General features: G+C 44.6%; 12 protein-coding genes. 7 read left to right on the top strand and 5 right to left on the bottom strand.

The features are described 5' to 3' along the window. Positions 1 to 14: 14 nt before the first annotated feature. The 3 genes from BK120_RS28555 (at position 15) to BK120_RS35575 (ending at position 1,704) form a co-directional block, all read left to right on the top strand. A complete protein-coding gene (locus tag BK120_RS28555; protein ID WP_076270899.1) occupies positions 15 to 761 on the top strand; it encodes a GTP pyrophosphokinase in 747 nt (248 codons plus the stop codon). 12 nt (positions 762 to 773) lie between these two features. Further along, complete coding sequence (locus BK120_RS28550) at positions 774 to 1,331, top strand: hypothetical protein (RefSeq protein WP_144376882.1); 558 nt, start codon at positions 774 to 776, stop codon at positions 1,329 to 1,331. 196 nt (positions 1,332 to 1,527) lie between these two features. After that, a complete protein-coding gene (locus BK120_RS35575) occupies positions 1,528 to 1,704 on the top strand; it encodes a hypothetical protein (RefSeq protein ID WP_161807520.1) in 177 nt (58 codons plus the stop codon). A 45-nt stretch (positions 1,705 to 1,749) separates the two neighbouring features. Here BK120_RS35575 and BK120_RS28545 read toward each other — a convergent pair whose 3' ends face one another. Further along, complete coding sequence (locus BK120_RS28545; protein WP_076270897.1) at positions 1,750 to 2,418, bottom strand: SIMPL domain-containing protein; 669 nt, start codon at positions 2,416 to 2,418, stop codon at positions 1,750 to 1,752. 162 nt (positions 2,419 to 2,580) lie between these two features. Beyond that, positions 2,581 to 3,663, bottom strand: coding sequence for a Gfo/Idh/MocA family protein (locus BK120_RS28540; protein WP_076270896.1), 1,083 nt, complete (start codon positions 3,661 to 3,663; stop codon positions 2,581 to 2,583). Between the two features lie 251 nt (positions 3,664 to 3,914). On the opposite strand from BK120_RS28540, the gene BK120_RS28535 reads away from it, so the two are divergent. Continuing rightward, positions 3,915 to 5,630 carry an ABC transporter ATP-binding protein gene (locus BK120_RS28535; RefSeq protein ID WP_076270895.1) on the top strand — a complete coding sequence of 572 codons (1,716 nt, stop codon included), beginning with the start codon at positions 3,915 to 3,917 and terminating at the stop codon, positions 5,628 to 5,630. Positions 5,631 to 5,636: 6 nt separating this feature from the next. Here BK120_RS28535 and BK120_RS28530 read toward each other — a convergent pair whose 3' ends face one another. The 3 genes from BK120_RS28530 to BK120_RS28520 form a co-directional block, all read right to left on the bottom strand. Then, on the bottom strand, positions 5,637 to 7,253 hold the full coding sequence (locus BK120_RS28530) for an AraC family transcriptional regulator (protein WP_076270894.1): 1,617 nt from the start codon (positions 7,251 to 7,253) through the stop codon (positions 5,637 to 5,639). Positions 7,254 to 7,374: 121 nt separating this feature from the next. Then, the gene (locus tag BK120_RS28525; protein ID WP_076270893.1) at positions 7,375 to 8,367 is read right to left on the bottom strand and encodes an ABC transporter substrate-binding protein; all 993 of its coding nucleotides are present in this window, start codon (positions 8,365 to 8,367) and stop codon (positions 7,375 to 7,377) included. A 190-nt stretch (positions 8,368 to 8,557) separates the two neighbouring features. Then, positions 8,558 to 9,463 (bottom strand): AraC family transcriptional regulator, encoded by a 906-nt coding sequence (locus BK120_RS28520; protein WP_256711053.1) that lies wholly within the window; start codon positions 9,461 to 9,463, stop codon positions 8,558 to 8,560. Between the two features lie 168 nt (positions 9,464 to 9,631). Here BK120_RS28520 and BK120_RS28515 point away from each other — a divergent pair, with 168 nt between their 5' ends. From BK120_RS28515 to BK120_RS28505, 3 genes are read left to right on the top strand one after another with little or no spacing between them, the layout of a single operon-like run. Beyond that, positions 9,632 to 10,273: a carbohydrate-binding family 9-like protein gene (locus BK120_RS28515; protein ID WP_076270892.1), complete on the top strand. Its 642-nt coding sequence runs from the start codon at positions 9,632 to 9,634 to the stop codon at positions 10,271 to 10,273. A gap of 24 nt (positions 10,274 to 10,297) precedes the next feature. Continuing rightward, entirely contained in the window at positions 10,298 to 11,137 is an 840-nt protein-coding gene (locus BK120_RS28510) for a sugar phosphate isomerase/epimerase family protein (RefSeq protein ID WP_076270891.1), read from the top strand. Positions 11,138 to 11,174: 37 nt separating this feature from the next. Then, on the top strand, positions 11,175 to 12,185 hold the full coding sequence (locus BK120_RS28505; RefSeq protein ID WP_076270890.1) for a Gfo/Idh/MocA family protein: 1,011 nt from the start codon (positions 11,175 to 11,177) through the stop codon (positions 12,183 to 12,185). The last annotated feature ends 105 nt before the right edge of the window (positions 12,186 to 12,290 follow it).

The following is a 12,290-nucleotide window of genomic DNA, read 5'->3' as shown; positions in this document are numbered from 1 at the left end:
GGGAATACGGAAGTATGGTTATGGATCAAATGCAAAAAATGAAAGACATGAAGCAGCAAATCACACGGTTTCTAATGATGTACAAATTTGCGATTCAAGAGCTTGAGACAAAAGTCGAAATATTAAAGGAAGAATTTCATTTACTGCATGAATACAATCCGATTGAGCATACAAGCTCGCGCCTAAAGTCGCCTAAAAGCATTGTCGAAAAGCTATATCGGAAGCAAAGCGAGCTTTCTTTTAACGGCATTCGGAATCACATAAAAGATATAGCAGGCCTGCGAATAACCTGCTCTTTTATTTCTGATATTTACCGGATTAGCGACATGTTAAGCAATCAGAGTGATTTGACCTTATTGGAGGTTAAAGACTATATAAAAAATCCGAAGCCAAACGGCTACCAAAGCTTGCATTTGCTCATTGAGGTGCCGGTGTTCATATCGGATCGAGTGGAAAATGTGTGTGTAGAAGTTCAAATTCGAACGATAGCGATGGATTTCTGGGCGAGCCTGGAGCACAAAATCTATTATAAATATAAACAGGCGATACCTCCTCGCTTACTGAATGAACTAAAAGAAGCAGCAGATTCTGCATCCGCGCTGGACCAGAAGATGGAGCGACTGCATAATGAGATCGCAGCCATTAAAGAAGAGCGTGAGGATGATCTGGGCGATGAGATGCTTCGGCTGATCATGAATAATCAAAGCGGCTCCATTCCAAACATGCTGTTAGAGCTTTTTGAGGATGGAACCAAAAAATAATAGTCGTGAACCATGCATCAGCAACATAAAGTGAGAGTAGTGCCAAAAAGTGCTGCCAAACGAGTGTTGTTGAAAGGTGGTCATGCGGCGATGGTTATTTCAAGCTTTCAAGCCTTTATTCAGGTGTTTGGCTTATCAATCTCCATGAGCTTAGTAGGCGGCCTCATCGGACATTTTGTGAAAAATGGGATTATCGAAATGCCGAAACTCGTCATAGAATATGATGAAGAAGGATTATCCCTTTCTTCAAATTGGTTAGTAAAGTGGATTCAGCGCTGTTATTATTTTGTTATTTTTGTCATCGGCTTCAGAGATCATAGCAATGCGAAAAAAAAGATATTTTTTGATCTCGGCTTTCTCGGCGATTTGCTGATCGCAATCGGAACAGGCATATTAGCAAAAACAGCGCTGGCTATGGCCAATACATCGGACAACTTTGCAGTCGTGAGCAGTTCATTGCTGGCAGGCTACGCAGGCTTATCTTACCTGAAGAGCAAGCAGAACAAAGAGTTTGCTGATTTGTTTCCTGAAGAAATAGATGATTCAAATCCGCAAACGCCACCGAAATAACATGCAAGTTTACTTAAGTTTTGCGTATAATGACCATAGCTGATAATCCTTTTGCTTAAATATAAGAAAGTATATCATTTTCTCATACTTATCTTATATTTCACTGTCAAAGCTACTTCAGCGTCTAAAGGACGCCGAAGGCGTTTTTGCTTGACTAATCGATTTTTTACAAAAATATCGAAGGAGGGTGGAGCGTGTGGGGAAAATAACGGTCAAAGTGACAACTGAGGAAATGCATGAGCTTAAGAAACTAGCCGAGATAGTCAAAAATCCTCAGCTTCCCATGTCTGACCGTCGCATTGCTAAAACGCAATATGAGTCCATTATCAACTTCGCAAAAAATAGTAACCGCGGCATTATTTCATCTGTATAATTAGAATGGGTTGAAGCCGCTCCGGGATGGAGCGGCTTCTTTTTTTTATGTGATTTGCGCGAACCATGCACGAACAGCCGCAAAAATCTTCAGTTGTCCAGGCTCGATTGGTGTGACCATAACATCGGATTGGAAGGTTCTCTGGATAGGGAAGGGTTCAGATGAATTTGAGACTTCCTGAACTTTGCTGGGAACTGCAGAAATGGATGTTCCTAATGCATTTGCGATAGCAGCAGCTTTCAGTCGGGCGTTCTGGACAGCAAGCGACAAGGCCTCATTTTCCAACGGTTTTCTATCGGAAACCGAAAACTGAATGGAAGTGACTGTATTGGCACCGTGAGAAACGGCGGTATCTACTACAGTTCCAGTGAGTGCAATTTGATCAATGGTGATTTGCAGGAGATGAGTTACTTTGTAGCCTTGAAAGACTTGCTTTCCGTCCGGAAAATCATACATCATTTCGATACGATAATCATTCGTTTGGATATGTTCGCGCGGGATGCTTAAATCGAGAAGGGATTGTATGATATCTGCTGTAACTTGTGCATTTTCAGCTTGTATCGCTTGCAGCTCCTTGCCTTCGGTAACAGCACCAAGGATAACCAAGGCTGTATCTGGAGCAGCTGTAACGATCCCTTCGCCCAAAACTTCAATCGTGGACACGCTTTTGCAGGGAATAGGAATAGCGGTATAGTAAATTTGATTGCTGTACATTGCAGGCTCCTTTCCGTCTTACAGGTTATAGATTAATGTATGGAAGGATACCCGCCGAAATGATTGCTTCTTTTTTTCTACTTGCGGTCGAAAGCTTAGAAAAGAATACAAAAATGGCGGGCAAGAGTAATCTTGCACCGCCATTTTTTGTGTGTGATGAGCTTAAGGCAGCTCTATTGTAACTTCACGCTTGCTTGCAGCTGAACGGAGCACACCGTCGATAATCGCTTGGTTGTACAAAATTTCTGCTCCAGGAATAGGAGCTGGACGATTTTCTGCGATCGCTGCAACAAAGTCTCTTACTTTCTCATCAAACAAGTTTAGTCCATGTTGGATAACAGGAATAGTCGAATGGATATGCTGATCAACGACATCGTGATAAAGCGTCATGCTGCCTACGCTACCATCCCAAACACCGCTCCAAGGGCCTGTGCCTGCTGGAGTGACTTTAAGGCCGCCGTCAGTTCCAAGGAACATTGTCGCACCTAATGAATCCATGTGCATAGCCCAGCTGATTTTGTAATTGAGAACGATGTCGCCCTCAAGACGGATCATCGCCACGCCAAAATCCTCAACTTCAAAGTTGGCCGCTTCACGATGGTATTTCGGGTTTGTTCCAAAATGATTTGATGTATATGCCGATACAGTAAGCGGCTTAGGGTAGCCGAGCGCATTAAGCGCCATATCAAGCGAATAGCAGCCGATATCAGCCATTGCGCCAGCACCTGCAAGCTCTTTGGAAATAAAAGTGCCGCCAGGCATACCGCGCCGTCTGCCGCCGCCTGTTTCAACAAAGTAAACGTTACCAAGTTTTCCCGATTGAACAATTTCTTGAATCAACGACATATTGGGATCGTATCTCGGCTGGAAGCCAACCGTCAAAATTTTTCCACTGCGTTCAGCGGCTTCGACCATATCGATGGACTGCTGGAGTGTGACAGACATCGGCTTCTCTACGAGCACGTGCTTGCCTGCATTCAAAGCGTTTATTGAAGTTTCAGAATGTGCAAAGTTTGGTGTGCAGATGCTGACGCCGTCTAGGTCAAGCTCTAATAATTTCTTATGATCATCAAAAGCAACGGCGTTTACAAGTTCCTCTTGATCAATAAAAGCTTGCGCTTTTCCTGCTATGCTGTCTGCCACCGCCACGATTTCCACGTGAAGAGGCATTTTTTTATAAGCTGAAGCATGCGCTCTTGCAATACCGCCGCTTCCAATAATTCCGATTCGGATCGTTCTTGTCATTTCAATATCCCTCATTTCATTGTAGTGATTCTACTTTAGCACAGCTGTATTAGGCATGAAATGGTGAGAAAAGGACATGACATCTACAAAATCATGACATCTTTCCGGATGATGTTGCTTCATTTTGTACAAAAAAATGATCACATTTGTCCATTGCCTCCCCTTACCCTTTTGTTCTACGATAGATTAGCCACAAATGATAATGGTTATCATTGAATGTGTCATAAAATAGATTAGGAAGGAAGCTGGATATGCTGCGTCGTTTTTTTGCTTATTACAAGCCCTACAAGAAGCTGTTTATTTTAGATTTTTCATGCGCCATTTTGGCTGCATTGCTTGAGCTTGCTTTTCCGCTTGCCGTTAACCGGGTTGTGGATGATCTTTTGCCGAGCGGCAACTGGAAATGGATTTTGTATGCTTGTATCGGACTATTAGTCATTTATGTGTTCAGCTCTGCGCTGCATTATGTCGTTACCTATTGGGGACATAAGCTCGGAATCAACATCGAGTCCGATATGCGCAAGCAGCTGTTTGATCGTGTACAAAAGCTGAGCTTCCGTTTCTTCGACAATAACAAGACAGGACATTTGGTATCGCGGATGACAAATGACTTGATGGATATTGGAGAGATCGCCCATCATGGGCCGGAGGATTTATTTATTGCTTTAATGACGCTGACTGGTGCGTTTGGTATTATGCTGAGCATTAACTATCAGCTTGCGTTAATGACCTTTATTATTATACCGCTTATGATTTATTTGTCACTGTACTTCAGCCGTAAAATGTCAGCAGCCTTTAATCGGATGTTTTCTGATATCGCTGACTACAATGCACGCGTTGAAAATAACGTGAGCGGCATTCGTGTCGTTCAAGCGTTTGCAAATGAAAAGCATGAAATGGCACGTTTTGCTGAAAATAACGGTCGTTTCCGTTTGACGAAGCTCATTGCATATCGCGTGATGGCATGGAACTCGTCAATCAGCTTTATTCTAATGAAGCTCATTTCTTTGTTTGTACTCGTATGCGGTACGTGGTTCGTTATTCAAGGCGATATGAGCTATGGCGAGTTTATCGCATTTGTAATGCTCTCGAACGTATTCTTAGGTCCGATTAAACAGATCAACTCTGTCATTGAGACGTATCCAAAAGGAATAGCCGGATTCAAACGTTATTTGGAATTGCTCGAAACGGAACCAGATATTGCCGATGCGCCGAATGCACAAGTGGTAAGCCATCTCAAAGGTGATATTCGCTTTAACAAAGTGACGTTTGGTTATGAGAATAAAGATAAGGTGCTGCAAGGTCTCAGCCTATCGATTCGCGCAGGTGAGACGGTAGCTCTTGTAGGGCCATCGGGAGCGGGGAAAACAACGTTATGCAGCTTGCTTCCGCGTTTCTACGATGTCGAAGAAGGCTCGATTACGATCGACAACATTGATTTGCGGGATATGACGCTTGAATCACTGCGCTCCAACATTGGGATTGTGCAGCAGGATGTGTTCCTCTTTGATGGATCGATTCGAGAAAATATTGCTTACGGCAAGCTCGGAGCGTCGGAGGAAGAAATTATGCAAGCCGCTCGTCAGGCGCAGCTGGAGGAGTTAATCTTATCGCAGCCTGAGGGATTGAATACAATGATAGGCGAGAGAGGGGTTAAGCTGTCGGGAGGACAGAAGCAGAGGCTCTCCATTGCACGAATGTTTCTGAAGAACCCGCCGATCCTTATTTTGGATGAGGCGACATCCGCGCTGGATACCGAGACGGAAGCGGCGATTCAGCTAGCGCTTGCTGAGCTGTCCCGCGGCAGAACGACGCTTGTTATCGCTCATCGTCTTGCTACGATCAAGAATGCTGACCGCATCGTAGTTGTAGCTGAGCAAGGGATTGCCGAGCAAGGCAATCATGATGAATTGCTCGACGCGCGTGGTGCTTACAGCAGGCTTCACCAAGCTCAATTCGGCGCATAAGGGGATTTATGAGGTTTGGTTCAGCAGCTCGGGGAGAAGCAACAGCAGCTTATCCCTTGCTGAAGCATCCTCCTGATTCCAGTCGCGTTCGTCAAGCACGTAACTGAAGCCATTTTTGACAGCAGGAAGGTTTCTCCAGATTGGGCTATTCACTAATTTCTCCATGGCTGCTTTGGACTCCTCATTTTCGGGCAGCATCATGAATACGCGGTCGCCTGCGTATTGTTGGATGGTTTTTTCTGTAATTTCCTTATAGGGTCTGCCAGACTTCAGAATGTCTTGAACTTTCCCTGTAGGCCGGAAACCGTCTGGATGGTACAGTATAGAGGATAAACCGATATTGCCCATGACAAATAAACGTTTTCCCCGATGATAGATAAAGACAGAAGCTGTTTCGTTAGGCCGAATGCACGCCTGAAGCTGCTGCCACATCAATAACGTACTGCTATTATAATGAAGAAGCCATTGCTGGGCTTCTTTTTTTTTGCCAAACCACTCTCCAAGCATGAGCAGTCTCTCATCAAGCGACCCGCGTGAATTATAGGTAAGCGTAGGGGCAAGCTCTGACATTTGTGCGTACAAGCTTTCATCAGAATGGTCGAATATAATTAAGTCAGGCGCTAGAGCAGAAGCCTCTTCCGAACGAAAAGGCTCGCCTTTGCTGATCATATGGCTTCCTACAAGCTGAATGCCAAGCGTATTCATATCTCCGATACTTTCACCACAATAAAAAATGCGATTGGGCTGAGCGGGAATGCTGACCTCGTGACCGTCCCAATCCTTAACGAGTATATTTTGGCGCATCGATAGGGCATATTGCCTTGGAGAAAAGCCGGTTATAAGACGGAAGCGGCGGCTGAAATAATACTCATCGGTAAAGCCGACACGATCTGCGATATCGCGCAAAGTATTATCGGTATGGATTAGCCAATCCTTGGACCGACTGATACGAAGCTCATTCAAATAATCAAGCGGTTTCTTGCCAGTCAACTCCTTGAATATTGAAGTGAACTGCCAAGCAGGTACGTTGGCCATATCGACGAGCTGCTTGACCGTTATTCGGTTCTGAAAATGATTTTGCATATATTGAATCGTTTGTTCAACCGTTTGCGTGGAGCTGCTCATCGAGTCGAATTGCAGGTTATGTTCAAGAACAAATCCGATAAGCTTCTGAAAATGCGTTTGCTGACGATGCGCTTCAATGTTATCGCAGTCCGTAATTCCGGTATAAAGCTGGCTCAGCAAATCCATCCATTGTGCGAGCGGATAAACGCGCAGCTCTTGACGGTTCGGAAATAGCTGCTCCGTATAAAGCACAGGACCTTGGTTTAGCAAATGAAGGATGTGGAAAGAGATAAGGTAATATTCCAATTTGCCGTCGCCTATGTTTTCAAATTGATATGCGGTGTTCGGGGATAGAAGGAAAGAACTGTAGGACGAGAAAAGGGAACTTTCATTACCCATAAACAGTCTGCCTCTGCCGCTCCTCGATATAAGCATCGTATAGCAGGAAGTCACTTTCTCCGCTAATACTTCACCCTCTGTATGGCTGTACAGCTTCATATCTACAAAATGGAAGCTTAAGGAGCGCAGAGGTAAAGTCTGATGCGTTAAGTTAGACATGGCTGTAGCCTCATTTCAGTATTGAGAATCGTTATCAATTAATTTCATTATAAACAAATAGAAGAAGCTTATCAACCGTAGTTGAAGAGCTTCTTCTATTTCAACAGACGTTAAGCAGCATTTATTTTTTAATAAGTGCTTTTGGCAGCTCTTCTAACAACCATTCTCTAGAAAGTGCGTCGCTGGAAGCTTTGAGCAAATCAAAATTGTATACTTGTCCATTTTTCACGGCAGGGAGCTTGAGCCATAAATCGCTTTTCATAAGCTCGTTCGTTGATTGCTGCGCCTCAGGAGCGACTGGATTCAGAATGAAGATGCGGTCAGCCGCATATTCTGGCAGAAGTTCAGAAGATATTTCTGCGAAACCTTGTTCTTTATCAATAAGATCCTGGATGATTGGCGTTGGCTTTAAGCCGCCTTTCTCATATAAAAATTGCGGTAGCCCAGTGCCAGCCATAATAAACAGGCGGTTGCCAGGATACATTGTAAATACGGCTGCCGTTTCACTTTCTTTTATACCGCTATCGTGAATTTGTTTCCACATATCTGCTGTTTTGACCGCGTGCTCTGCAAGCCAATCCTCAGCTTCTTGCTTCTTATTTAACAAATCCCCTAGCGTACGCATCCTGTCCTCTAGCGTGGCGAAGGAGTTGAACGTTACCGTTGGAGCAACCTTTGAAATAACCTCATACTGCTGTTCGTCCGAATTCGAGAAAATAATAAGATCAGGCTGCAGTGTTAAAGATTTCTCGACGCTGAGCGGAAAACCTACGTCCTCGACACCAGTGAGCTGCTGCTCAAATACCGTCCCTTTAATCATATCCTGTATGACGCCGATCGGCTTAACGCCTAGCGCAAGCAAATCACCGGTAGTTTCACCGTGAAAGATAACACGCTGTGGAGTAACAGGAACTTCTACCTCATGCTTCGACCAGTCGGTGAAGGAGCGGGTGGTATCGGCTGTTTGTTCCGTTGCTTCAGGTGCTTTTGTTGCTTCAGCAGCTGGACTCGCTGTATTGCCCGAATTTGCTGAATTGCTGCCACAGGCTAGCAATAGGGTTCCCATTAGTGCGAATGTAGCCAAAAGAGCGGCTGATTTTGTTCCTTGATACATTTTAATTCTCCCCCAATAGATGTTATAAGATAATGATAATCATTATCGATATACATTATCGTAATAGATACACGAGCTGTACTCAATGGACAAAGCAAAGAAGTGTTTTTTAGTTTGTCCAAACATGAAGAAAAGTTAAAAGCCGAACACCGCTGTAGGTATTCGGCTTTCATTATATAGAGCTCTTTTTTTATAATATTTTGGACAATTTCCGATATTCACGCGGAGATATTCCTTCATGACGGCGAAATATCCGGCTGAAGTAGTGGATATCGGAATAGCCGACGATGCTGCCGACGTTTTCGATTGAAAGCTCGGATTCCCGAAGAAGCCTTCTAGCTTCACGGTGACGTATCGATTGAACATATTCGCTAGGAGGTATGCCGGCGATTTGCTTAAACAGCTTCGCGGTATGGTCGATGCTCAAATTCAGCTTTGCAGCAATCGTTGTGTTTGTCCAATTGGCAGCAGGTGATGCCTCTATTTCCTCCATTAACTCGGCAATCCTGCCGCCATGAAGTGAGGTTTGTCCAGCGGATCGAGATGAGGGCAATCGCAGCAAATGGGCCAATATATGTAGCATTAGACCTTTGCAAACCAGCTCATACCCAATAGGACGCATAGTGAATTCATGAACAAGCTGCTCCATCAATTGTACGCATACGAGAGGCGGCGTGTAGACCGGATGATCGGATAAGGGAGCCAACCCTTCAACATAGGGCTCATAAATGAATTTACTCGGCAAAACAGCAGCTTCGTTCACAACCATGTCAGCCTCTGTCTGAATATCGAGCTCATCAAAAAAATCAAAATGAATGCCGAGAAATCGAGCGTTTGGGCTGGAAACGACTTCATTTTGGTGATAGACGCCAGAGGGCAAAAAGATAAGCTGACCAGCTTCAATCTTATAGCGCTGCCCATGCATGGTCGTCGCTGCTTCGCCATGGTACACGTACAGGAGCTCGTAATCATACAATCTACGTCTTGGCAGAGCACCCGTTGGCAAGCGCTGGAACTGCGCGTAGTGGACGCTGGGCGACCACTCGCGAAATGGAGTTGAACGAATGCGTGGAAAGGGAGATTCAGACTTTTCCAAGCGGTAGGCTCCTTTCATTAAGAAAATAAAAAAGAGAACGGAATTGTCCAAAAATTCGCTATTCTAGCTAAATAAATTTCAAGAATAATCGTTTATTATAAACGTATTATCACATGTAGTTGCAGCAAACTCAATATAACGTAATTATCTAAAAAGGAGTTTGAACAAATGGAGGTTCCTGCATTTCAAGAGAGTAAAACCTATCTTTGCAGGCAAGTGCCGATCAGCATCGAAGACGCCGGTTTTGGCGCTATCCATTGGGATAGCTTCGATGCGATTGAATTGGTTGATACGGTTACTGCCATGCAGCCTAAGGAGCGTACGGAAGTAAGAGCATGCTGGAGCCAGAACTATTTGCATATTCGCTATTTATGCAAGGATTCACATGTTGTATCTGATTTTACCATACGCGATGAGCCGCTTTATGAGCAGGATGTCGTTGAGCTGTTTATCGATGAGGATGGGACTGGGCATCGTTATCTAGAGCTAGAAGTTAGTCCGAACAATGTTGTTTTTGATGCTCTGATTGCGAATGATGGTGAAGCCGAGATCACTTCGACGGACTTAGCATGGAGGTTTGAGGGTATTCAGACAACTGTTGAAACGAGTGGCGATGCTGAACGGATTTATTTTGTGCATATTCCGGTTGAGAATTTCAAGAAGCCTCTCGAGCAAGGATTAAGCTGGAGAGTGAATTTTTACCGAATTGATGAGGATAAACACGGCAACCGTGAATTCCAGGCTTGGCAGGCTACCAAAGCGATAAACTTTCATCTTCCCCGTAAATTTGGCAGGCTGTTATTTATTTAAAACATAAATGTAGGAGGGTTCAACATGAAAAAAGGGATTAATATTTGGTCTTTCAAAGGTGATTCAACCATTGCAGAAAACATTCGTACAGCAAAAAAAGCAGGTTTTGACGGAATCGAGCTGTCATTGAACGAGACGGGCGAGCTTAGCCTAGCAGCATCCGACAAAGAGATTCAAGAAATCAAAAACGAACTGCAGCAAAATGAACTGGAAATTGCAGGTTTAGCAACAGGCTTGTACTGGTCCTATCCAATGACGAGTGGAAACGCTGCTACACGCGAGAAAGCAATCGATGTGTGCAAGAAACAGCTGGAGCTTGCAGCGGCTCTCGGCGTGGATACCATTTTGGTCATTCCAGGCGCTGTTGGCGTTGATTTTATACCGGGCAGTGAAGTTGCTGATTACGAATATGCATATGACCGGGCGCTGGAAGCGATCGGGAAGCTTGTTCCGTTTGCTGAGAGCTCGGGTGTCTCGATTGGCATTGAGAATGTTTGGAACAAGTTCTTGTTATCGCCGCTTGAGATGCGTTCCTTCATTGATGCGCATAACTCGAGTTTTGTAGGCTCGTATTTCGACGTCGGCAATGCGCTTCATAATGGTTATCCTGAGCAATGGATTCGTATTTTAGGTCATCGCATCAAGAAGGTACACTTCAAGGATTACCGCCGTCAAGCAGGCGGATTGCATGGCTTTGTTGATCTATTAGCAGGTGATGTTGATTACCCAGCTGTCATGCAGGCGCTTCATGCAATTGGCTATGACAATTATGTAACTGGAGAAATGATTCCGCCATACAATCACCATTCCGAACAAATCATTTTCAACACTTCAAAAGCGATGGATGCCATATTAGGACGTTAGAACTCATCTACTCAAAAACTATTAGGAGGTTTTTAATATGTTAAAGGTTGGTTTAATCGGTTTTGGATTTATGGGTCGGATGCACTTTGACAATTATGTCCGTCTTGCTAAGGAAGGAGCTCCTGTTCAGCTCGTAGCGATTTGCGATTTGCTAATCGAGGAGTTGAAGGAAGGAAAAGCGTCAGGAAACATCGCGACAGAGCAGGACGTCTATGATCTTGCGCCTTACCGTTTGTACGATAATATTGCTGCAATGCTAGAGAACGAGGAACTAGATATCGTCGATATTACGCTGCCTACTAATCTGCATGCTGATTTAACCTGCTCAATGCTTGAGAGAGGGCTGCATGTATTATGCGAGAAACCTGTAGCAGGAAGCTCAGAGGATGGCTGGCGCATGGCACATGCAGCAGAGCGCACAGGAAAAACGTTGATGATCGGCCAATGCCTGCGCTTCTGGCCAGCTTATGAATACTTGAAGGCTTGCGTAGAGGATGGCCGTTATGGAGCTGTTACGGGCGGTTATTTCTTCAGAGGCTCTGCCGCGCCAAAGGGTTGGTTTCTGGATGGCAGCAAAAGCGGAGGCTGTTTACTGGACATGCATATTCATGATGCAGACATGGTTCACTGGTTATTCGGCAAGCCTGAGAAGGTATCAACGATTGCACGCAATGTCATTCCAGGCAGCGGCTATGATGTCGTGTCTACTCATTATATTTATCCAGACGGCAAGGTGCTGAATGCTCAGGCAGATTGGACGCTGGAAGGCGACTTTGGCTTCGCTATGACGTATCGCGTTAATTTTGAAGGCGGAAATCTCGTTTTTGAAAATGGGCAAGTGAAAGTTAATCCAAATGATGCGCCAGGCTTTATCGCTGAATTGTCTGAGGATATGGGTTATTATCGTGAAATCAAATATTTTATTGAATCTATTCATGCTGGGCAGCCAGTTTCGATCTGTGCACCTGAGAGCGCGGTAGGCACGCTTGAAATCATTGAAGCAGAGCTGCGCTCTGCCAATGAAGGCGGGACGCTAGTATCCTTGTAAAAGGTCTAGCATTCACTTAGCAGCCGGATAAGCTCGTAAAAAATGAACAGACAAAAGCAAGACAGCAGCCGCCTCGTTTAGAGGAGGAATAGCTGTCTTGTTTGT

The sequence above is a fragment of the Paenibacillus sp. FSL A5-0031 genome, assembly GCF_001956295.1.
In the GTDB taxonomy this organism is placed as follows: domain Bacteria; phylum Bacillota; class Bacilli; order Paenibacillales; family Paenibacillaceae; genus Pristimantibacillus.
Note: the sequence above shows the minus strand (reverse complement) of the source record. Positions and strands in the feature narration are given on the sequence as shown.

Bases quoted from the DNA above. Each gene is read 5' to 3' on its own strand.
- BK120_RS28555 (WP_076270899.1), top strand. From the start codon at position 15: ATGGTTATGGATCAAATGCAAAAAATGAAAGACATGAAGCAGCAAATC.
- BK120_RS28550 (WP_144376882.1), top strand. From the start codon at position 774: ATGCATCAGCAACATAAAGTGAGAGTAGTGCCAAAAAGTGCTGCCAAA.
- BK120_RS28545 (WP_076270897.1), bottom strand. From the start codon at position 2,418: ATGTACAGCAATCAAATTTACTATACCGCTATTCCTATTCCCTGCAAA.
- BK120_RS28540 (WP_076270896.1), bottom strand. From the start codon at position 3,663: ATGACAAGAACGATCCGAATCGGAATTATTGGAAGCGGCGGTATTGCA.
- BK120_RS28535 (WP_076270895.1), top strand. From the start codon at position 3,915: ATGCTGCGTCGTTTTTTTGCTTATTACAAGCCCTACAAGAAGCTGTTT.
- BK120_RS28530 (WP_076270894.1), bottom strand. From the start codon at position 7,253: ATGTCTAACTTAACGCATCAGACTTTACCTCTGCGCTCCTTAAGCTTC.
- BK120_RS28525 (WP_076270893.1), bottom strand. From the start codon at position 8,367: ATGTATCAAGGAACAAAATCAGCCGCTCTTTTGGCTACATTCGCACTA.
- BK120_RS28515 (WP_076270892.1), top strand. From the start codon at position 9,632: ATGGAGGTTCCTGCATTTCAAGAGAGTAAAACCTATCTTTGCAGGCAA.
- BK120_RS28510 (WP_076270891.1), top strand. From the start codon at position 10,298: ATGAAAAAAGGGATTAATATTTGGTCTTTCAAAGGTGATTCAACCATT.
- BK120_RS28505 (WP_076270890.1), top strand. From the start codon at position 11,175: ATGTTAAAGGTTGGTTTAATCGGTTTTGGATTTATGGGTCGGATGCAC.